Annotated in this window: 14 protein-coding genes; 7 read left to right on the top strand and 7 right to left on the bottom strand. The window is 60.2% G+C overall.

Annotation, left to right across the window (positions count from 1 at the left end):
- Positions 1 to 11 precede the first annotated feature (11 nt).
- The gene (locus JNN07_03340) at positions 12 to 977 is read left to right on the top strand and encodes an amidohydrolase family protein (protein ID MBL9166749.1); all 966 of its coding nucleotides are present in this window, start codon (positions 12 to 14) and stop codon (positions 975 to 977) included.
- Positions 978 to 1,255: 278 nt separating this feature from the next.
- Here JNN07_03340 and JNN07_03335 read toward each other — a convergent pair whose 3' ends face one another.
- A complete protein-coding gene (locus tag JNN07_03335; GenBank protein ID MBL9166748.1) occupies positions 1,256 to 2,341 on the bottom strand; it encodes a terpene cyclase/mutase family protein in 1,086 nt (361 codons plus the stop codon).
- Positions 2,338 to 5,229, bottom strand: a complete 2,892-nt coding sequence (locus tag JNN07_03330) for a hypothetical protein (protein MBL9166747.1) — start codon at positions 5,227 to 5,229, stop codon at positions 2,338 to 2,340. Before JNN07_03330 ends, JNN07_03335 begins: the two co-directional genes overlap by 4 nt.
- A 271-nt stretch (positions 5,230 to 5,500) precedes the next feature.
- On the opposite strand from JNN07_03330, the gene JNN07_03325 reads away from it, so the two are divergent.
- Complete coding sequence (locus tag JNN07_03325; protein MBL9166746.1) at positions 5,501 to 5,896, top strand: c-type cytochrome; 396 nt, start codon at positions 5,501 to 5,503, stop codon at positions 5,894 to 5,896.
- A 32-nt stretch (positions 5,897 to 5,928) separates the two neighbouring features.
- On the opposite strand, the gene argB is transcribed toward JNN07_03325, so the two are convergent.
- A complete protein-coding gene (argB, locus tag JNN07_03320; protein ID MBL9166745.1) occupies positions 5,929 to 6,804 on the bottom strand; it encodes an acetylglutamate kinase in 876 nt (291 codons plus the stop codon).
- 42 nt (positions 6,805 to 6,846) lie between these two features.
- Positions 6,847 to 8,208 (bottom strand): bifunctional glutamate N-acetyltransferase/amino-acid acetyltransferase ArgJ, encoded by a 1,362-nt coding sequence (gene argJ / locus JNN07_03315; GenBank protein ID MBL9166744.1) that lies wholly within the window; start codon positions 8,206 to 8,208, stop codon positions 6,847 to 6,849.
- Between the two features lie 540 nt (positions 8,209 to 8,748).
- Between argJ and JNN07_03310 the strand changes: the two genes are divergently transcribed.
- Positions 8,749 to 9,897 (top strand): hypothetical protein, encoded by a 1,149-nt coding sequence (locus JNN07_03310; GenBank protein MBL9166743.1) that lies wholly within the window; start codon positions 8,749 to 8,751, stop codon positions 9,895 to 9,897.
- 292 nt (positions 9,898 to 10,189) lie between these two features.
- Here JNN07_03310 and JNN07_03305 read toward each other — a convergent pair whose 3' ends face one another.
- The 3 genes from JNN07_03305 to JNN07_03295 form a co-directional block, all read right to left on the bottom strand.
- Positions 10,190 to 13,444, bottom strand: a complete 3,255-nt coding sequence (locus tag JNN07_03305) for an immunoglobulin domain-containing protein (GenBank protein MBL9166742.1) — start codon at positions 13,442 to 13,444, stop codon at positions 10,190 to 10,192.
- Positions 13,445 to 13,546: 102 nt separating this feature from the next.
- Positions 13,547 to 15,343, bottom strand: a complete 1,797-nt coding sequence (locus JNN07_03300; protein ID MBL9166741.1) for an ABC transporter ATP-binding protein — start codon at positions 15,341 to 15,343, stop codon at positions 13,547 to 13,549.
- The gene (locus tag JNN07_03295; protein ID MBL9166740.1) at positions 15,340 to 17,136 is read right to left on the bottom strand and encodes an ABC transporter ATP-binding protein; all 1,797 of its coding nucleotides are present in this window, start codon (positions 17,134 to 17,136) and stop codon (positions 15,340 to 15,342) included. The genes JNN07_03300 and JNN07_03295 overlap by 4 nt, the downstream gene beginning before the upstream one ends.
- Positions 17,137 to 17,297: 161 nt before the next feature.
- Here JNN07_03295 and JNN07_03290 point away from each other — a divergent pair, with 161 nt between their 5' ends.
- From JNN07_03290 to JNN07_03275, 4 genes are all read left to right on the top strand, one after another.
- Complete coding sequence (locus tag JNN07_03290) at positions 17,298 to 18,707, top strand: mandelate racemase/muconate lactonizing enzyme family protein (protein MBL9166739.1); 1,410 nt, start codon at positions 17,298 to 17,300, stop codon at positions 18,705 to 18,707.
- A 6-nt stretch (positions 18,708 to 18,713) separates the two neighbouring features.
- Positions 18,714 to 19,856 carry a glycerate kinase gene (locus tag JNN07_03285; GenBank protein ID MBL9166738.1) on the top strand — a complete coding sequence of 381 codons (1,143 nt, stop codon included), beginning with the start codon at positions 18,714 to 18,716 and terminating at the stop codon, positions 19,854 to 19,856.
- A gap of 229 nt (positions 19,857 to 20,085) precedes the next feature.
- Positions 20,086 to 21,672, top strand: coding sequence for a DUF11 domain-containing protein (locus JNN07_03280; protein MBL9166737.1), 1,587 nt, complete (start codon positions 20,086 to 20,088; stop codon positions 21,670 to 21,672).
- 238 nt (positions 21,673 to 21,910) lie between these two features.
- Complete coding sequence (locus JNN07_03275) at positions 21,911 to 22,336, top strand: hypothetical protein (GenBank protein MBL9166736.1); 426 nt, start codon at positions 21,911 to 21,913, stop codon at positions 22,334 to 22,336.
- Positions 22,337 to 22,352: the final 16 nt, after the last annotated feature.

The raw sequence follows: 22,352 nt of genomic DNA, 5'->3' as shown, positions 1-22,352 counted from the left end.
CTTGAGGCAGAATGCGTCTTCTTCAAAAATCCGGTGATCGTCGTGAATTCCTGGTAGCATCTGCCTTGGCAGTGGCGGCGATTCCCTTGGCGGAGCGTGCCGCCCAAGCCGAGGCCGAGACATCGGCCGAGGCTAAGGGGTTAGGTGGGAATGAGTATGGAATTGTGGATATCCATCAGCACACCCACTACCACGCCCGCACTGATGAAGCGATGTTGCGGCATCAGCGTGCAATGGGGATTCAACATTCCATTCTGCTCCCGGCCGGACGGCTCCATGGGCTGGCGGCCCAGTGTGGTGGAAATCAGACCGTGGTAGATTTTTGTCGAGCGCATCCCAAGGAGTTTTCCTTCTGCGCGAATGAGTTGCCGGATATCCCGGAGGCGCGCGGGGAGATTGAGAAGTACCTCAAGCTGGGTGCGGTGGGTATTGCCGAGCAAAAGTTCAAGGTGCCTTGCGATGGGCCGTCGATGATTCAAATCGCCGAGCTGGCCAGAGAGTACCGCGTTCCTGTGCTGCTCCACTTCGAGCATGGCGCTTACAACCTGGGCTTTGAAAATTTTCATCGCGTCCTGGAGAAATTTCCGGACGTGAATTTCATCGGACACGCACAGACTTGGTGGAACAATGTGGGACATGTGGCTGATCCTACCGATCTTTATCCCAAGGGTGTGATCCGTCCTGGAGGGCTTACCGATCGTTACCTGCGCGACTATCCCAATATGTACGGGGATTTATCCGCCGGCTCCGGGCTCAACTTTCTGGTTCGCGATGAAGAATTTGCCTGCGCCTTTCTCCATCGCCATCAGGACAAGCTGATTTATGGCTCTGACTGTGCGGATGAGCTGGGGAGAGGACCTGGTTGTCAAGGAGCGCAGACCCTGGCGCAGGTGCGCAAGCTCCTGACCGACCCGCATGCACTGCGCAAGGTTTTGCGGGGGAACGCTGTGAAAGTGTTTCAGCTGAAGTTGAAGTAGCAGCTCGGCCCGGGAAGCCACCTCGCCAGAACTCTCTTGACGTCCTGATCTGAACTCAAGGACTCGGCTGCGTTCTGCACCTGGCTGCGACGTGAGCTGCCTCAGCGGCTGTCGTCAACTGAGTGCAATCGCCTGCGGGCCGGGCAGGGTGTCAGGAGGTTCGCAAACTACTTCGCTTCCGATCTGCCCACGCGTAACGGCCGGCGGCACGGCTGGCAAATCTTCTGGCGGGTTTCGAACGAGAGAGGGCTGCGGGAATGGTGGGTGGCCCTGCCTGCTTAGCGCTGATAGAGGGGGATGTAGTGATAGGGCATGGCCAGCATCATGGTATAGACCGCCGTGCAGTAGACCTCGCCGACGCCCATTCGTCCTTGATCCAGGCTAGGATCCCACCAGGCCATATCTCCGCGGTTGTTCACGTTTTGGAGAAGCAGCTCGGTCATGGTGGCGTAATATTTCGCCCAAGTCTCCGATCCCACCATGTAGAGCGCCGGGGCGGCGTAGAAGTTTCCGTAGGTGAACCAGTCCTGATTGTTTCGCGGTGTGTTCATCAGGTAGCGGGCTCCGGCCTTCACCATCGGATCATCATAGATGCCGCAGACCTGCAGTGAGTAGATCGCCGCGGCGGTTCGGGCGTATCCCGGCTCCCGCTGCGGCTGATAGCAGAAACCGCCTGACTTCTCGTGGTAGCAGCTGCGCACATATTTGACCGCCCGGTCGATGGTTCGCTGGGGGACATCCAGACCAGCATTCTTGGCGGCACGTAGGGCTACCACCTGCAGGACGGTGACCGAGATGTCGGCATCGCGAGCCACGGGACGATATCTCCATCCGCCTTCCTCGTTCTGCGAGCTGAGGATCACTTTGATAATGCGATCGAGCTTGATACGCAGGCTCGGGTTACGGCCCTGGCCATAGATCTCTCCCAGGGCGATTGCGGCGATACCGTGATTGTACATGTATTGACCGTTGTTCCGGTTGCCGATCAATCCATCCGCCGCCGTGGAGTCCACGAGGAATTGGACACCTTGCTGCACATTCTTTCCGAACTCCCCTTCACCCGGCAGTTGGCCTGCCGCTTGGAAGCACATCAGGACATATCCGGTCATGGCCACTTGGTGGCGCAGCTCTTCATCTTGGGTTCCCCACGCCCCGTTGGGCTGCTGTTTCGAGGCCAGGAATTTGAGTGCTCCTTTGATGATCTTCTCGGACTTGGCATCTACCTTGACCGGGTCGGGTTGTCTCAGGATGGGTCCAGTTCCGGCGGCACCGAACAGCGGAGATCCCCTTAAGAATGCGAAGATCATCAGCGCCACGTACAGGAGTCGGGCGGGCTGGATCGGTTGCGAGAAGGCGGTCTTCATTTGGGTTCTGCCTGATCGGCCAGGTTTCGGAGGTATTGCTCCACTAGGGGTGCGTATTCCTGGGGATACGATTCACTCTGCGATTGCTGGATGGCGGCCCGATCACGGGCCGGGAGTCCGGTAAATTTACTGCTCCCGGTGGCCGCAGTGGTTGGGCCGTCCGCTCCACCGTTGCCACGCCAGTTGCCTTCGCGTCCATCACCCTGCGGCCCGGGCTGGCCTTGCTGGCTGCGCTTCGTCTTGCCCTGGCCGGGTTTTTTGCCTTGGCCTTGCGAGTTGCTCGCCTGCTGCTGACTGTCTGAACTCAGCCCCGATTGAGCCAGCGCGATAGCCGCCTGCGCCTGAGCGAGGTGTTGTCCGGCTTTTTGGGCGCTGGCTTGAGCCGGCGCTCCGTGATGTTCTCCGGCTTCGGCAGCGCCGGTATCGAGTTCCTCTTGAGCGGCTTCCAGCTCTTGCTGCGCTGCTCCTGGGAGTTCTCCCATTTTGCCACTGGAGAGCGGTTGGATCTTCTTGCCTGCCCGGCTGAGTGATTGGGCGGCTTTATCCATGGCGGCGGTGGAGGCATTTTTCATGGCTGCTTCGAGAGCCTGAGCCAAGCCAAGAACTTCTTTTTGATGATCGGAGATGGTGGGCAGGTTCGGAGCCCCTTCCGTCACGAGCGGTTGATTCGCCTTGACCCCGCGCTCCATCGCTCCGAGGGCTGCTTTCATGGATTCCAGGGCGCTGGGCAGATCCGCCTTGGTTAGTTTTTGAACCGCCATCTCCGCTTCCCGCTTGGCTTGGGTGGTGGCGGGGGCTGAGATCATCGGCTGGGCCAGGTCGGTGGCGATCTGCTGTTGCTTGTCCTTCAAAGTCTGCATGGCGTTCGCCGCGCCCTGCTGCAGCTGCGAGAGCGCTTCGTTCACATCCTTCTGTGCCTCCGCAATGATCTGTGAGATATCCTGGAGATTGTCCGATTCCTCCTCCGACTCCTCGCCCAGTTCCTCCTTCAGTTGATCAATTTTTCGCTCTAACTCCTTGCGGGCGGCGTACAGCTGCTTGAGGGCAATGGATTCCTTTGCCTGGGCGTCGATCGGTTGGACTTTGGAGAGCTGCTCACGGGCCTGCACCATGTAGAGTGCTGCCTCCGCGAGGTATTCGGATGCCTTGGGGGCCGGCTTTTCCGCCTCGCTTCCCAGCTCCCGTGTGGCTTCGCTGAGTGTGTGCTGCCGGGTAACGGTTTCCGGCATGGCCGCGGGAATGGGTTTCACCGCCTCGCGCGTGGTCAGGGTAAAGACGTCTTGTTGCTCTTGAATGATCGCAATGAGCTTTTTCAACAAGGCCTCAAGATCGGCCAGCTCCTTGGTGGCTTCCTCCAGATGTTCCTTTTGCTTCGCCAGGGCCTGAGCGGCGCGTTCCAGTGCCTCCAGCGCCGCTTGCTGCGCCGAGTCGAGATTCTTTTCTTCAGCCAGAGACTTCTGCGATTTCTGCATCTGGGCCGCCGCCTCCCCCAGAGCTTCGGCCGCTTCCGGAGCAGGTTCGGCGGCTAGTTGCTGCGTTTCGTGGGCGTCATCCTGGATGTCCCCTTGCTTGGGAGCGAAGGCGGCGACCTTGTCGGCGGGGCTGACCGAGGTCTCCTTCCGAAGCTGCTCTTGTTTGCGGATCAGGTCGCGCACCCGTTGCTGGAGAATCTCGATGGCTGACAAGGCTTTTTCGGGAAGCTGCTTGGGCGATTCTGCCTTGGTCAGCTGATCGAGCAGCTCTCGGCGGGCCTGCTCCATCTTCGTGAGCGACTCCCCTTGCTTGGCGATGGCTTGTTCACGGCTGAGCTGGGGGGCTTGGCCGGATAGAAGTGAACTGCGTGCTTCTTGCATTCGATCGGTGGCGGCTTGCAGATGTTCCGCCGCGGCGGGGGCGAGGTCTTGAATGTCCTTGCGAACGAGGTCGGTGGAGTCAACCACCTCGCCTTGCTCTCCTTCGCGTTTCCCGGCCTCCTCCTTGTTCTGCAGTTTGCGGGTGGCGTCGGTCAGCGCTTGCTGTTTGTCGATCGCGGCATCGAGTTCGCGGAGGGCCTCCCGCAGGGCATCCTGTTTGTCCAACGATTGGGTGAGCAGCCGGGCGACCTCGCGCATCTGGTCGCGCGCCCGCTTTTCGCTGCCGGCGGCGCCGAGCATGCGGGCACTCTTCAACTCGCGCAGGGCGGTGTCCAGGGCGAGCATCATCCCGCCCTGCTTGGCTCGCTCCAACGCCAGACGCGGACGCTCGGCGGTGGTGGCGTCGCCTGAAGCCGTCACGAGCTTCTCCAACTGATCCAGCACCAAGGAGGTTTCGGCACGAATTGAGGCTTCGTCGGTCTCCTGAAGTTGAAGGTTGAGCCGCTGAGTCTCCTGAAATTGCTCGAGCGCTTTCCGGTCCACCTGACGAGCGAGCCAGACCGCCAGCCTCATGTTGTCCGTCTGCCGTGCGGCCAGCTCCTTGAGTCGGATGGCGATGTCATAGACCGCCTGCTGTCGCTGATACTCCGTGAGGAGTTGGCGGAGTTGGGTAATGATGTTGCGTTGCCCGGAGAAGGCCTCGGAGACCTGCTGGTTGTTGCTGTTTTGATTCTGGCGCGCGTCCGTGAGTAGCTGGAGCACCTTTTGCATGTCCTGATCGGTCAACCGGTTCAGCACGCTTCGAATGGCCCGGAGGATTTTAACGTCTTCGCCTGAGATGCCGTTGAGGTCGAATTCGGTGAGGATTTGGTCCAGTTGGATGCCCACGCGCGTGGCCGAGGTCTTAATCTGCTCTTGCTTGGCGCTCTGCTGCTGGAGGGGGTCTTCGGCGGGGGCTGCGACCATCCCCCAGGCGCTCATGCAAAGGATGGCGATCATCCGCAGAACCGCGTCGATGTCAGAACGATGCATCATGGCGCCGATATTATAGGGCGTCGATCGAGGTTTGTCAGTTAGTAGTTGGGGCGGGGGCGATTAAATCGGGGTGACGTTCGCGTCCAGTACCGGTCGACTAGATGAGGACAAACTCCTGTGGGCCCACCAGGGCTCCACGGAGTTTCTCCCTACCCTGTTGGCGATGGTAAGCTCAGCCGAGACCCAGTTCCAGGAGCCCCCCGGCTCGCGCGGCTAGTTTGAATCTCTTTGACGTTGGGGGCGTCCGAATGACAGTCTTTTATTGCAATTTATGACACCAAAAATCATCTATTCGACCCTCCTGGCTGCTTTCGCTACGCTCGGGGCACACGCCGCACCGGATCTCAGCAAGCTCCCCCCTCCTTCGACCAAGACCGGTATCACGTTCGCGGCCGATATTAAGCCTATTTTTGAGAAGTCCTGCGTGAAGTGCCATGGCGCGGAAAAGCAGAAGGGCAAGCTGCGAGTGGACACACTCGAAGCCACGCTGAAAGGTTCTGAGAATGGAGAAATCCTCACCAAGGGCGACAGCAAGAAGGGGTCGCTCGTGGTGTCCATTGCCCGCCTGGATGAAGATTCGGCCATGCCTCCCGACGGCAAGGGTGATCCCTTGACCAAGGAGCAGGTCGGATTGATCCGCGCCTGGATTGATCAGGGAGCCAAGTAAGCTCCGCTGGAAGGTGTCACTGCCGCAGGTTGTTATAACACGACCTCGGTGCCGACGCCCGCATCGGTAAAGATCTCCAGCAGCACGCTGTGCGGAACGCGGCCGTCGACAAAGGACACTTTGTCGACGCCCGCTTGAATGGCGGCGACAGCGCTGTCGACCTTGGGGATCATTCCTTTGTCCACGACTCCTGCTTTCTTGAGCCCGGGAACTTCGCTGGTTTGGAGGTGGGCAATGAGGGTAGAGGGGTCCTTTGGATCACGCATCAGTCCGGGGACGTCACTCATGAACACGAGGCGACGCGCCTTAAGGGCGATGGCTGCCTGCGCGGCGGCTACATCGGCGTTGCAGTTGTAGATCTTGCCGTCCTCCCCTCGGGCCGTGGGGCTGATCACCGGCACCAGGCCTTGCTGGATACACTCCAGGAGGGGGGCGGTGTTAACTGACGTCACTTCCCCGACGTAACCGAAGTCGAGACTTTCGCCATTGGATCCTTGGGCGGCCAGCTTTCGGCAGCGGAAGATATCGGTCCCAGCAAAACCTTTCGCCCGCCCGCCGAGCGCGTTGATGGTCGCAACCACCTCAGGATTGATCTCTCGGGAGAGCACCCGGTCGACCACCTCTACCGTGGCTTCGTCGGTGACCCTCTGCCCTTGGATGAACTGGGCTTTGAGTCCTGAGGATTCCATTGCCCGAGTGATGGCCTTGCCGCCGCCATGCACCACCACCGGATTGATTTCCACTGCTTCCAAAAAGACGATGTCCCGAGCGACGCCTTGGCGAACCGTCGGGTCGGGTGAATCCATGAAGCTTCCGCCGTATTTCACCACGAACGTTTCGCCGCTGAAGCGTTGAATGTAGGGGAGGGCCTCGAGCAGGGTGGCGGCCTTGGAGATCAGGTCTTGCATGCGGGTTTTCTCTAGGAACTGAGGGGTGCGGTGATCGAGAGTTTAGCCTCCGAGCGAGGTTGGATCCGTGACGTCGCCTTTGTTGAAGTCGACATATTCCTCGGTGAGGTCGGCGGCATACATCAGGGCGCTGCCTTTACCGAGATTGAGTCGGATGTGCAGATCGAATTCGCGGGGTGCGGCTGCGGCGCAGAGATCCTTGAAGGAGGCCTTGGTAGGTTGCCCCTTTTTCAGGGACCACAAGACGTTGCGACTGCCGGGGGCGCTGTAGCCGATATCCACTTTGTTTTCCACGATTTTGGCCGCGCTGTATCCGAGTGCATCAATGATTCGTCCCCAGTTCGGGTCGCCGCCGTGCCAGCTGGTCTTGACGAGCGAGCTGTTGGCGACCGCTCGGGACGCCGCATCGGCGTCGGCGCTGCTCGCCGCACCTCCAACCCGCACAGTCACGAATCGCGTCACGCCCTCTCCATCGCGCACGATCATCTGTGCCAAGGTCAAACAGACCCGATTTAGTGCCGCTTGGAAGGCGGCGCCATCGGCCGTGGCTTTTTTCTTCGGGCCAACCGCCAGGTCCGCGGGTTGAAGCTTTCGGTTGCCCGCAAGGCCATTGGCGAGCACGAGCACAGTATCATTGGTGCTCATGTCACCATCGACCGTGATCCGATTGAAGCTGTGGGCCACCGCTTCCTGAAGGGCGGCTTGAAGGGCTTTGGGGGCGATATTGGCGTCGGAGGTAACGAAGCACAGCATGGTTGCGTGCAATCCCTGAGGAAATGCCGCCGGCCGAGCGCCGGTGGCCGACATTCCAGGCTGGATCATGCCCGCGCCTTTGCAAATCCCGCCGATCCTCACGACTTTGCCGCCCAGCTTGAATTCCACCGCCACGGTTTTGGGCTTGGTGTCGCTGGTCATGATTGCCTCGGCGGCTTGTCCCGCGTGCTCTGGGGTGGAACCCAGGAGGGGCGCTGCGGCTAGGATGCCCTGGCGGACATTCTTCATCGGCATGGTGACGCCGATTCGTCCGGTCGATCCGACTAGCACATGGTCGGGAGAGAGCTTCAGCTTGCGCGCCGCGAGGGCCGTCATCTCCAGGGCGTCGAGCAGACCTTGCTTGCCCGTACAGGCGTTGGCGTTGCCTGAATTCACCACGATCGCCTGAGCTTGCCCCTGGCGGACGCGCGCGGCGCACACTTTGACGGGGGCGGCGCAAATTTGGTTGGTGGTGAACATGCCGGCCACGCTGGCGGGGGCATCGGAGACGATCAGCGTCAGATCACGCTTCTTGCCTTTGTTGGAGCCTTTGCCTGTGCCGAGACGCTTGATATCACAGAACACGCCGGCGGTTCGAAAACCGATCGGAGCGACAATCGAGCCCGGTACCTCAGAGGATTTTGATTTCATCAAATAGTCGTAAAGGTACCATTCCATTCGGTGCACAGAAATTTGCAATGGGAAATTTTGGCCGAGAGCGAGACTTTGGCTTGGTTTTTATCGCCCTCCACGGACCGAACCGCCGATTGACTGTCGCGACGCCATCGAAACCGTGTCCGAGTTGTTGCCCGCGGATCACACAGGCCACACGGATAGGAAGGGGACGGCCGAACCCGATGCCCTCACACGCAACAAAGACACGAAGAGATCTGTTACCTAAAACGGAGGGGCCTTTTTGGCAGGGACTTCAGGATTAGCCCCAAAGAACGAAAGGAGACGAAAGAAGCGGACGGAGTGGTAACTACGGATTTCGCGGATTGCTCGGATGGGATGGATTCAACTCCTCAAGGATCCGGTTCTTGATCCGTGTGCTCTGCGTGTTCCGTGGGCAACCGGTCCCCGTCCTGCTGCTGCTCTTTGAACCTTTGCGGCTTGGTGGGTTCGTGTGAGACATCGGAGAGTGGGAGGTTTCCATTGTCTCCTCGGGCGAGATGCTCTCTACTTTTTGCAATGAAACGCTCCCTTATTTGGCTCGCGGCTTGCCTGTGGCTGGTGCTTCCCGCCCGTGCCGCTGGACCTGATGATCCCGTCCGGCCTTCTCGGCTCGAACTGTCATCCCCGCTTGACTATCAGGTAATTCAACGCGCTTCGAAGAGCAAAGGGATCATTCCCATCGTAGGACGCCTCAGTGGCGGTTGGGCCAAAGGCCAGATCGAGGCACGCTTGGTGGTGGGGGGACGGCCTGGCAAATGGCGTCGGGTGGCTAGCCTATCGCCGAGCGCAGGCTTTGCTGGATCTCTCGCCGTCCCCAGCGGCGGATGGTATGGACTGGAGATTCGGGCGGTGAACGGCAGAGAGGCCCTGGACCAAGTCTCGGTGGCGCATGTGGGGGTAGGGGAGGTGCTCGTCGTGGCCGGACAGTCCAATTCCGCCAATCACGGTGAGGAGAAGCAACAGGCAACGACGGGGCGAGTGGTGACCTTCGACGGGAAACGCTGGCAACTCTGCAATGATCCACAGCCGGGAGCCAGCGGCGGCGGCGGCAGTTTCTTGCCACCTTTGGGCGACGCGTTGACGAAGCGACTGGGGGTGCCGGTGGGTTTTATCTCCTGCGGAATTGGCGCGACGAGTGTGCGAGAGTGGTTGCCCAAGGGGTCCACTTTCCCCAATCCACCGACGCTGGTGAGCCGCGTCCGCCAACTGCCCGGGGGTTACTGGGAGTGCGATGGACGGGCGTTCGAGAGTTTGGTGGCGCGCCTCAAGCAGGCCGGGCTCCAGGGGTTCCGCGCGGTGCTCTGGCATCAGGGCGAGAGCGATGCGAATCAAGCGGATACGACCCGCACTCTGGCCGGTCATTTGTATCGGGAGTATTTGGAGAAGATCATCCGAGAATCCAATCGGCAGATCGGCTGGGAGGCTCCCTGGTTTGTGGCGCAGGTGAGCTACCATGTTCCTGGCGACGAAGCGTCGCCCGATATTCGAGCAGCTCAGGCTTCGTTGTGGAAGGACGGGGTGGCGATGGAAGGGCCGGACTCAGATGCGCTCAAAGGCGCACTGCGGGATTCTGGCGGCAAGGGAGTTCATTTCAGTGGCCCCGGATTGCGGGAGCATGCCGCTCGTTGGGCGGATAAGGTGGTCCCTTGGATCGAGCGGAAGTGATGAGGATCCCGCCAACCTCTGACGGGAGAGGGGACTTGGTTGCCCGCGGATCACACGGACCACCCGAATTAAGAAGCAGATCAGCGAGAAAATGTGTTGAAGCGATCCTTACCTGGAAACTGTCGTCAGTGAGCACCGTAAATTCTTTTCCATCCGTGGCATCCGCGAAATCCGGTTACAACTGCAGTTTTCAGGAATACGGTGGATTCTCCCTATTCGGGTTTCATCCGTGTGGTCTGTGTGTTCCGTGGGCAAGAATTCGGATCTGGATGGTGAGCGTTGGGGCATGGCTTCATGGCCCCGTTCGAACGGCTCGGTGGAAGAAGCCAGCGCCTCCGGACGCCTCTGGATCGGGGACTAACAGATATCCCAAAGTGTTCGTGAGCGTCAGCCAGGAAGTCCAGGATGTCAGATTCTGACTTCGTTCGAGGGATAACGAAGCTCCCAAATCGCTCTGAATTTCCAACCGGAGATCCTCGGCGCGTTTAGGGTTGAGGCAGTAGATCATCTTCAGGCTGGGCTTGCTGGTGAATCGCGCCTGGATGATGGAACGTTGGGTCATCCGCAAGGTCAGTCGATTGGTGGAGGCCTCGACATCTCCGGTCCACCCCAGGAATTCCTGCCCTGCTTCCGGGCTGGCGATGAGCAAGACGGATTGCCCATTAGTGTAGAGATTCTGACGCGGGAACACCACGACGGAGCCAGCTCCGGTGGGCTCGACCACGAGCGGGAAATCGTTGCCGCTCGAGAGGAAGAGCGCTCGAACGGTGGGATTGGTGCGCGTGATCTGAAGCACCAGCGGATTGACTGCCCCACTGCCCGCACCGCCCCAGGAAACAAACTGGTTGCCCGCCTCGGGAAAGGCGGTGATTCGGACAGTGCTGCCGTAAGGAAACGTGCTTAAATTTGGCTCGGCCACCAGGCGACCTGCGCCGGCGTTGGTGAGGGCGAGGGTGGTTCCAAAAATTGCCTGTCCGCAGCGGTCGCGATCGATGTGAACAAGGTTGGTGGCCTCGTGGCCGCCAAGGTCGCCGGCCCAGCCCAGAAATGTCCATCCGTTGGTGGGCGTCGCGGTGATGGTGACCAGGGTGTTGCTCAGGTAGCGCTCTTGCAGAGGAGAAATCGTGACGGTCCCCCCGCCGGTGGTGGTCGCTTGGATCTGAAAGCTGGGAACGATGAGCAGCTGAATGGCATCCATGGACACTTCCTCCAGAAAATCTTCCGAGTAAGCCCGGGCTTGGATCTGCACCGAGCGGGCGACTCGAAACGGGCCTTCAAATCGCCGATTGGGTGTCGAACCGTCGAGAGAGTAGACCACGGTGCCATTGGTGAAGGAGGAGTAAAGCCGGATCTCGACCTCATCTCCCCGCAATACGGGTCCATCGACAATAAACTCATTGTCCACGAAGAGAGCGGGCATGCCGGTCTGGGCGGTGCGGGTCACGCTTCCGAAGACCAGAGTTTCCACCGGCACCAAATTGGTAAAGAGGGCCGTGTAGCGGTTGGTTTCACCAATGACAATGGGTCGCGGGTTTCGCGCGTCTCCGTCGTCCCATCCCGTGAAGCTGTACGACTTTCCGGCCTCTGCGGTCAGGATGACGGCTTCGCCGGGGGCATAGAGTTCTTGAGCGGGGGTTGCCTTGATGGTTCCCGAACCCATGGCCACCAACTGCAATCTTCGCGATCCAAAGATTCCCCTCACGGAGCGGTTGCCGTTCAGCTGAAGTTGGGCGGGGTTGTCATGCGATTCGAGATCGCCACTCCAGCGGACGAAGAAGGCATCGTCCTCGGCGAGCCCATATAGTTGCACCGTGCTTCCGAGCGGGTAGCGATCCAGAATCGGATCGGCGAGGATTTGTCCATTACCCTGGGTTTGCAGCGATAGTTTCACCTCCAGGCTCACCTCCGCCGGCGGGCTTCGGTATTCGGACTCGTTGCTTCCCACCGTGACTTCGTAGGATCCGGCATCGGCCAGGGTGGTGTTGGTACGCGTGAGAACGGCATTGGTCTCTCCGGCCAGGGCGACCTGGTTCAAATACCATTGGTAAGTGAAGGGGCCCGATCCGCTCGCCGTTACGCTGAGGGTGAATGGTTCGCCGAGAGTCGCCACCGTGTTGGTGGGTGAGAGGGGCACATCGGGAGGGCGGACTCGACGCTCGGTCAGAAAGAAATCCCGGTTGATTGCTCCGGAGGTCGAAACGGAATTGGTGCCAAAGGTGGCGTTGCCGCTGAACTCCCCAGTGGCGAACAGACTGTTCCCGGGCCCGGCGGCGATGGCGGTGATGGAATCGGCTGCGGTGGCTGATCCGCCGCAGCGTGCCATCCAATCCAGAGTGCCATGGCGATCGAAACGCGTCAGAAAGCCATCCAGATTGCCGACCGAGGCCAGCGTGACGCCCGCAATCCGCAGCGAGGTGCTGAAGCTCCCGCCCGCGTAGATGGCCCCGCGTGTGCTCACGGTGACCGAGTTGAACGAGTCATCCTCGGTGCCGCCGCCCGTCTGGATCCAGGTTGGGACACCCAGGGAAGTCAGGCAGGCCAGAAAGACGTCCTTGCGGCCCGCCGACGAAACGGTTGCGCCGCCCCAGCGGAACGTGTCGGAGAAATAGCCACCCACATAAACATTGCCTCCCGCATCGATACCCAGTCCGCGCCCGCCGTCCGCGCTTCCGCCTCCCAGTTGAAATGCCCACTCTGCTTCCCCCTGGGCGTTCAGCGACACCACGAAGGCGTCTCTATCTCCGGCGGAAATGAAGCTGTTGGTGCCGAACTCAGCCGTGCCGGCAAACTCTCCGCCGAGCACAGCGCGCCCGTTCGGTCCTGCTTGAATGGCATATCCAATCAGCCCGCGGTTCGACCCGAAGCGCTTCACCCAGCTCAAGCTTCCGTTGGTTTGGTAGCGTGCCACGAATGTTTCGGGAACCTGGGAGTTGGTCGCCACCAGCTGTACGTTCGGACCGAAGATGGCGGTGCCGCTGAACGATCCGGCCACCCAGCATCCGCCGCCGGGATCGGCAGCCACCGCATGGCCTCGATCATCGCCGGGTCCGCCGGCTTGTTGGACCCACTGAAGCGCCCCGGTGGGGGAGTATTTAACCAGGAATGCGTCCAGCGCCGAGGAAGTACCGCGCGCGCTGAGTAGCGTTTGGCCAAATCGCGCCTGGCCGCGGAAGAATCCCGTTGCGTAGATGAACCCATTCGTATCCGCTGACGCCCCTCCGGCCCCATCATCGAGCGCGCCTCCCGCTCGTTGGATCCAGTTCAACTCGCCATCCCGCCGATAGCTGGCGATGAAGAAGTCCTTGTTACCTGCATTGGTGAGGGTAATCCCGGAGAACGCGACGACATTGCTGTACGTACCCACCGCGATCACATTGGTGGCGGCGTCGACCGTCAGCCCGGTTCCAGCATCATTCTGCGGACCGCCTCCGGTTTTGACCCAGGCAAATCCGTTGTCCTCGATTTGGCCAGGCACGTTCAGGGCCTGCAGGCTGAGGAGGATTCCGAGGAGAGATCGGGAGAACCGAGTGCAATAACGGGTTTTCATGTTCGTTCCGTGACTTGTTGTTCCTGAGGTGGAGCCTGCGCTCCCCCTGTTCCGTCCGTCGTGCTGTCGCTCCGCGCGCCGTCGGGTGTGGGATCCTCCCCCCTAACTGCCAACGAACTCAGCGTGAAGTCGAGAGTAGGGGCCGTCGCGCGTCAACAGCTCCTGATGCGTTCCTGATTCCACAATTTCTCCGTGATCCAGCACCAGAATACGGTGGGCGGTGCGGACGGTCGAGAGCCGATGTGCAATGACAAAGCAGGTTCTCTGCTCGAATAGCTTCTCCAACGCGTGCTGGATGACATCCTCCGTCTGGGGATCCACGGCACTGGTGGCTTCATCCAGGATCAGGATCTTCGGCTCTGCGACCATGGCCCGGGTGAAGGTGATGAGCTGGCGCTCCCCCGCGCTGAAGTTGCCGCCGCGCTCGGCCACCTTGGTCTGATAGCCGTCGGGCAGGCGGCTAATGATCGGATCGGTTCCCAATTTCTTGGCCGCCTCAATGACCTGCTCATCGCTGGCCTCTGCCCGTCCGAACTTGAGGTTTTCCATGACGGTGCCGGTGAATAGGAAATTCTCCTGGGTCACGATTCCGATCTGGCTGTGCAGGGAGTCGATGGTGGCGGTCTGTAGATCCACGTCACCCACCCGAATGGCCCCGCGCTGGGGGTCGTAGAACCGGGCCAGCAGGCTGATGATGCTGGTTTTTCCGGATCCAGTGTGGCCGACGAGCGCCACCGTCTCCCCGGGCTTCGCGGTGAAGGAGATGTCCTTCAGGATCCAGGCGTCCGCCGGCGTGCTGTCGTAGCGGAACCAGACCTTATCGAACCGCACTTCGCCCCGCAATCGCGGCAGTGGCTGGGCATCGGTTCGGTTTTTTACCTGCGGCTCGGTGTCGAGCAGCTGGAAGATGCGTTCGGCGCTGGCGGCGGTGGAAAGCAGGGCGTTGTAGAGATCGCCCATCGTCTGGATGGGCCCGAAAAACATTCCCAGGTAGAGGATGAACGCCGCGAGCTCGCCGACAGTAATCTCGCGGGCCATGGCTAGATGGCCTCCGTAGCCGAGGATGATGCAGGTGCCCAGGCCTGAGATCAGGGCGATGAACGGCATGTAGGTGTGGAACACGCGGGCTGCTTCGATGGCGAAGCCGGCGTATTCCCCATGCAACTCTTGGAAGCGTTCCAAGTTCTCCTCCTCGCGTGCGAAGGCCTGGACCACTCGGACACCTTGGATGCTTTCCGCCATGGAGGCCGCCAGCCTGGAGGAATGGGCTCGCACTCGCCGGTAAGCTCGGATGCCGTGCGCGTGGAAAAGTCGGGTAGCGACGACCAGCGCTGGCAGAACCGTGCTCACGGCCAGGCAGAGGCGCCAGTCATACTGGAGCATGAGAATCATGACGCCGACGAGTGTGAGCACGCTGGAGAGCAGCTGCGAACCGCCCCAGGTAATCACCCGATCCAAGGAATCGATATCGGTATCGGCGCGGCTGATGATCCGGCCCTGCTGGGTCTTGTCGAAATAGTTCAGCGACAGCCGCTGGATGTGCTCGAAGACAGACAGGCGGAGATCGTTCATCGCACTCTGGCCGACCCGGATCGTGGTGCGGACTTGGATGACGGAGAGCAGCCAACCGACTAGCAGATTGCCCAGGTAGATCCCGCTCACGACCAGAATGCCTCGGCGCGCCGCTTCGATGCCAGTGAACTGCGTCAGGTAGCGATCAATCCCCACCTGGATGAATTTAGGTCCCAGAAGCTGGGAGGCCGTAGCGAGCACCGTGAACACCAGATTGAGAATGACCAGGGACCGGTAGGGCCGCAGGTAGGAATACAACCGCACGAACAGCTCGCGCGACATTTTCCGCTGGGCGAACTCCTCCTCCAGCTCGGCGTCGTGGCTCATCGGCTGGCCTCCTGAGTGGCGGGCTGACTTTCCCGTCCCCGCAGCTGGCGGGACACGATTTCAGCATAGAAGCCACCACGCGCGGTGAGTTCTTGATGCGTGCCGATCTCCACAAGGCGTCCTTGATTGAGCACCACGATTTGATCGGCGTGCTGAACAGTGGAGAACCGCTGAGCAATGATGAAGGTGGTTCGTCCGCGGCTCAGTTCGCGCATCGCCTCCTGAATGAGACGCTCGGTCTGAGAATCGACGCTGGCGGTGGCGTCGTCCAGGATGAGCACACGGGGGTTCATGAGGAACGCACGGGCGATGGCGATGCGCTGGCGCTGGCCACCGCTCAGGGAGACCCCGCGTTCCCCGATGATGGTGTCGTATCCCTTTTCCAGGCCAGTGATGAACTCGTGGGCTTGGGCGAGGCGGGCGCTGCGTTCGATCTCTTCCGCGGTGGCGTTCGGGCGACCGTAGGCGATGTTCTCCGCCACGGTGGCGCTGAAGAGGAAGGTCTCCTGGAAAATCATGCTGACGGACCGTCGCAGTTCCGCCAGATCCAGGTCGCGGACATCGACGCCATCCAGGAGGATGCGCCCGGCTTCGGGATCATAAAAGCGGGGAATCAGCTGGACCAGCGTGGACTTTCCGGAGCCGGTTGGACCCACGATGGCGATGGTTTTTCCGGCGGGAGCGGCCAGGGAGAGTTCATGCAAGGAAGGGCGGTCTTTTTCATAGGCGAAAGAGACACCCTCGAAGCGGACCTCCCCGCCTCCCGAAGGCAGCGGCTGCTGGCCGCTCACGATCCGCGGGGGCTCCTTGAGGATCTCGCAGATGCGCTCGGCGCTGGCGCTGGCGTTCTGCACGATATTGGTAAATTGGCCCACGAGGCCCATGCGGTGTCCGATGGCCATGAGGTAGAAGACCACCTTGGCCAGGTCGCCAATGAGCAGTTCCCCTTGGATCACCTGGCGGCCTCCGATCCAGAGCACGAGCGGCATGCTGAGTCCGTAGATGAACTGGGCGAACGGGACCCGCGAAGCCCAGTAATTCACCGTGTGCAGGAGGTGCTTGAGGTAGGTTTCCTTGCGGTCTCGGAATTTGGAGATTTCGCTTTGTTCCCGCGCAAAGGCTTTGACCACGCGCACGCCGGCAATGTTCTCCTGCACCACGGTCGTCATGGCGCTGTGGAGATCGTGGACCTCCCGCCAGCGGGGTTGGAGGCGGCTAGCGTAGTAGGCAATCAGTGCCACGGTGGGTCCCATGGTGGCCAAGGCGGCGGCGCCCAGGGCGGGGCTGATCGAGAAGATCAGCCAGGTGGTGGCGATCAAGGTCACCACGATATCGGCTGTCATCAGCATGCATGCAAAGAAGAATTCTTGAAGCCTCCAGACATCCGTCGTGGCCCGGGAGATCAGCTCGCCGGAGTTAGTGCGGTCGTGGTAGGAGAAGGCCATCCTTTGGAGTGCGCTGTAGATCGCTGCGCGAATGTCCCCCAGGGTGGTATGGACCAGGCGATTGCGAATGGGGCCGAGAATGATGCCGATGCCCGAGCGGATGCCCACCAAGGCGAGGTAGATGATGACGAACAGGGTGGGGGAGAACTCCTCCTGGTGGTCCACGTAGCGCTGAAGCCCGTTCATGGATTCGCCCAGGACCTGCGGGAGGGCGAGCTCGATGCCGATGTTGGTGAGCAGCAGCCCGATGGCCAGGCAGAACCAGCCTGGGTAGCTCCGCAGGAAACTCAGAACCACCAGCAGGCTGCGCAGAGAGCCTCGAGTTTTTTTGGAGCGGGTCTCTTCCATGTCACGTCAGAACCAATTCAGTCACAGTCAGGGGAGATTGGCTCGAGGCGGAGCTAGCTGCCAGCTGAAACTAGGCATTTGGATTGCATGTCAGGTCGGAACCCCGGCATCGTTTCCAGACCTCGGCCGGACCGCCGACGGAATCCTAGCTGCTTTTGAGTATGCCCATATCCACTGACATCCGGGTGTTGGAGGTTTCCCTCTACTACCTTCCGATCGAGACGCGGGTGCCTTTGAAGTTTGGCACCGAGACGGTGACCTCGGTTACCTGTGCTCGGGCGCGGGTGGTGGTATCCAGTGGACAGGGTTTGTCCGCGGTGGGATGGGGCGAGACCCCCTTGAGTGTGCAGTGGGTTTGGCCCAGCGCGATTCCCTATGCCGAGCGCCATGCGGCTTTGAAAAGCTTCACGGAGAAAATTGCCCAGGCTTGGGTGGGTTTTGCGGCCCAGGGACACGCCTTGGAGATCGGGCATCAATTCTTGGAAGAACGACTGCCCAATCTGCTCGTGCGTTTCAACGCCGAGGAGCGGGCGGGACGGGAGCCGATGCCTCAGTTGGCGGCGCTGGTGTGCGCATCGGTGTTGGATCAGGCCATTCATGACGCCTATGGGAATTCGGTGGGACTTCCGGTCTATCAGACCTACCGGCCTCCGTTCTTGAATCGGGATCTGACCCGGTTCATCACGCCGGCGCACGGCACTGCGGTGGCATTCAAGGACCGCTTCCCGGCCGATTATTTTTTGGCCGTCCCTGCTGCGAAGCTGAGAGCCTGGCATTTGGTGGGCGGATTGGATGCGCTGGGCCCTGACGATTTGACAGGCAACGAACCACAAGATGGTCATCCGCTGGTGCTGGCCGATTGGATCCGTCGGGATGGCTTGCGCTGTTTGAAGGTGAAGCTGCGGGGGAATGACGGGGCTTGGGACTTTGAGCGGCTGGTGAGAGTGGGAGAGATCGCGTTGCAGAACCGCGTGGACTGGCTGACCGCCGACTTCAATTGCACGGTCCGAGATCCCGAGTATGTGAACGAGATTCTCGATCGATTGCGTGAAGATTACCCTCGTCTCTATGGCATGATGCTCTATGTCGAGCAGCCTTTTCCTTACGACTTGGAGGCCTATCCGATCGACACCCATAGCATCGCCAGCCGGAAGCCGCTTTTCCTCGACGAGAGTGCTCACGATTGGCGGCTCGTGCGTCGGGGTCGGGAGCTGGGCTGGAATGGGGTTGCGCTCAAGACCTGCAAGACTCAAACCGGGGCTCTGTTGAGTGGTTGTTGGGCGAAGGCACACGGGATGGCCCTGATGGTTCAGGATCTCACCAACCCGATGCTCGCCCAGATACCTCATTTGCTGCTCGCCGCGCACATCGGCACGCTGATGGGGGTGGAGACCAACGCCATGCAGTATTATCCGGAGGCCTCCGCTCCCGAGGCTCAGGTTCATCCGGGGCTGTATCGTCGTCGGGACGGGGTGGTGGATTTGGGCACCCTGCGGGGTGCAGGCTTTGGTGGGCGGGTTGACGAGATTGCGCGGACCCTGCCGGAGGCGGTAGGCACTTGGTCGCGCTAGAATTGTATGCCACGTCGCATTCTCATCGTTCCGGATAAGTTTAAAGGCACGCTGACGGCGCACGAGGCGGCAGCCGCTATCGCGGCAGGATGGCGTCGTGTCCACCCTCAGGATGAGATTCGGTTGCTGCCTATGAGTGACGGGGGTGATGGTTTTGGCCCCATTCTGGCCGATCATCTGCAGGGGGAGACCCGACGCGTTCCGGCTATGGACGCCGCGCATCGACCGGGCGAAGTGGACTGGTGGTGGGTGCCTGCCCAACGATTGGCTATCGTGGAAGCAGCTCGGGCGAATGGTCTCGCCAGGCTACCGAAGGGACAGTTTTCGGTCACCGACTTGGACACCTATGGGGTGGGCATGCTTCTGAGGGAGATTGCTCAGTTTGAGCCGGTCCGTTGTATCGTCGGCATTGGAGGGAGCGCGACCAACGATGGGGGATTTGGCGTTGCCTCGGCTCTGGGATGGAGATTTCTTGATAAATCAGGAAACCCCATCCAACGGTGGTTTGATTTAGAAGGGCTGCATCGGATCGTGCGTCCTTCCGCTTCCTCGGGGCTCGGACTCCTGCAGGTGGCGGTGGACGTGCAGAACCCGCTTCTCGGGGAACAAGGTTGTTCACGCATCTATGGACCTCAAAAGGGCTTGAAGCCGGAGCAGTTTGTTCGAGCGGAAGCTTGCTTGGCGAAGTTAGCTTCGGTTTTCAAGGAAACCTCCAACGAATGTGCTGACTCCGAAAGCCTCGCTGAGCTACCGGGGTCGGGTGCGGCGGGCGGACTCGGGTTCGGCTTGGCCGCGTTTCTAGGAGCAGAGTTGACCCCGGGTTTTGATCTCTTTGCTTCTTTGGCGGGACTTCCAGACCAGATTAAATCGGCCGATCTCGTGATCACCGCTGAAGGCTCCATCGATGCGTCATCCTTGATGGGCAAGGGGGTCGGGGGAGTGACGCGGCTCTGTCGGGAGATGGGTCGTCCCTGTGTCGGACTTGCCGGAGTCACCGACTCCAACCCTGGATTACAGTCACATTTCGTGACCGTCGCGGCACTGGTTCCCAAGCATTTCAGTGCCGAAGCGGCGTTCGCTGACCCGTCGCGGTGTCTCGAAACTCTCGCTCAGATCGTCGCGACGGAGCTGAGTCAGGGAACTCCTTGAACCAGAATTCAGAGCGCTCTGGCTTGGCGGTTTCCGCTCTTTACTTGCAGTTCTAAAGATGTAAATTGTTGTTAGATAAATTGTTCCGACGCGTGCTGAAAGGTTAAAAGAATTGTAACTTTTCAAAAGCAAATCTTGCGTTCGGTTTTTGAACGTACATCATTTCCCCGGTTTTGTTGAGAACACTAGGCAATCGAACCGACTTTATTCCAAATTGAAATACTCAAATATGAAACGAACCAAACATCATGGTCTCCAGTCCATCGCAGCCAGCTTGATGGCAGCGCTGCTGCTCGCGGGATGTGCCCAGCAGCAACAACAAGCCAATCATTCTCACGGTGCCGCCCCGACTCCGGCGAAGGCAGCTCCTGCCCGCACCGACGGGTATGGACCGTCCTACAGCACCTATGAGGCTGACGGGAGCAAGTTCATCAAGGGTTCCATGGCGTTTCCTTCAGGCAAGCTCGACGGCAGCGGCCTGCTTTTGGAGAAGGTGGTTCCGGCTGAGGCCATGGTGGGTGTTCCTTTCACCTACCGTTATGAAGTCAAGAATCTGACCCCCTACGCGCTGCACCAGGTCATGGTGACGGATCGCGTCACCTCCAATTTCAGCGCCAGCTCGGCGGATCCGAAGCCGTCGAACGTGAATGGTGGTTTGGCCACTTGGAGCCTTGATACCTTGGAACCCAACCAGACGAAGGTGATCACCGTCACTGGTTCGGCCAGCGAAGAAGGCACGATTACGACCTGCGGTTGGGCCACCTACAGCCCGATCCTGTGCGAACCCATCAAGATTCTGAAGCCCGGTCTGGAGCTCGTGAAGAAGCTGACTCCGGAAGCGACGGTTTGTGACCCGATCAACATGACCTTGACGGTGCGCAACTCGGGCAGCAGCACGCTGAATGATGTGACGGTTACCGACGAACTTCCGTCCGGTCTGACCACAGCTGACGGACGCACTTCGGTTAGCGTCCCTGTGGGTCGTTTGGCTCCGGGCGAATCCAAGGATATCCCGGTGGCTTTGAAGGCTGGCCGCACGGGCAAGTTTGACAACACGGCAAAGGCGACCTCGAAGGAAGGCGTCAGCGCTCAGGCCAGCGCCAGCACGATGGTGCGCCAAGCTGTCATCCAGCTTACCTGCACCGCTCCGGCTGAACGTTATCTCGGCCGTCCGGGTGACTTCTGCTTCAAGATCTCCAACACGGGTGACGCTGCTTGTGGCGACGCTGTGATCGAAGCTTCTGTTCCTGCGGGTCTGACGGTCCAGAGCACCACCGGTGGCGGCACCTTCGCCAACGGCAAAGTCACCTGGCGCGTTGGTACCCTCGGTGCTGGCGAGTCCAAGGAAGTCTGCGCCACGGTCGTTTCTGCGACTGCCGGCCAGTTCTCGCTGAGCGCCAGCGCTACCTGTGGTTGCGCCGCTCCGGCCACCACCAGCTGCCAGACGGTTTACCGTGGTATCGGCGCTGTGCTGTTGGAAGTTGTTGATGCGAACGATCCGATCGAAGTGGGTGCCAACGAAGTTTACGAGGTTATCGTGACCAACCAGGGTACCGCTCCCCTGACCAACGTCAAGGTCGTCAGCAAGCTGGAAGACTCGCAAGAGTTCGTCTCTGGCACGGGCACCTCGGCGGTGAGTGCCAGCGGCAAGACGATCGTTTATGAAATCGTCGGTTCGATCGCCCCGAAAGCGAAGGCTTCCTGGAAGGTCACCGTTAAAGCCCTCAAGGCTGGCGATGTGCGTTTCGACACCGTCCTCACCAGCGATCAGACCGATCGCTCGGTCGAAGAGACCGAATCCACCCATCAGTACTAAACTGATCGGGTAGCGATTCAGCTCCCTTGCAAGGGCTGGCCGAAAGGCCAGCCCTTTTTTTGTAGCACCTTCCCCGCATGGGCGACGTCGGCACGCGGCTTGCTTAGTAGTTTCAGATGGCCGCGATAGGATATTATTACCTAGTAGTTCGTGCAACGGATGCCGAGCCCATGAAGGGAGTGGGTGGTTCGTTGATCGAAGCTCGCCTGGCCGATTCAACCTCAATCCAACCCTGACCATGGAATACTTCAATCGCAAAGCCTACGAAGCAGCTCGGAACCCCAAGGGACGCAAGCAGTGGACTCAAATCGAGAAGGAATACGCAGCTCATCTGCGTTCGATCAATCCATCGCTGCGAGATGGGTGGCGCCAGCTGAGTACTGAAGATTTTAGCGACGAGGCGGTTCGAGTAGTCGAGCGGCCGGCATTCGATCAAGTTATCGTGGAGCTCGAGCGTCATGTCTTCATTTTCAGAGGGGTCCGCCAAGCACGACTTCCGGAGGAAGGTGCCACCGCGTTGTCCTGGCTCTGTCACGAGGTGCACGTGGTTTCCGAGGGAGTTCTCGAACTGAAAGCGCTGCTCTCCACCGGTGAAATTCGCATCACTGCCGAGGAAGTCCGAGTCTATCGCTCCGAGGCGTCCTCCAGTCGCGCCGTGGCTTAGCGTCGCTGGGTTCATC

This window comes from Verrucomicrobiales bacterium (assembly GCA_016793885.1).
GTDB lineage: Bacteria > Verrucomicrobiota > Verrucomicrobiia > Limisphaerales > UBA11320 > UBA11320.
This window is presented reverse-complemented; position numbering and strand designations above follow the sequence as displayed.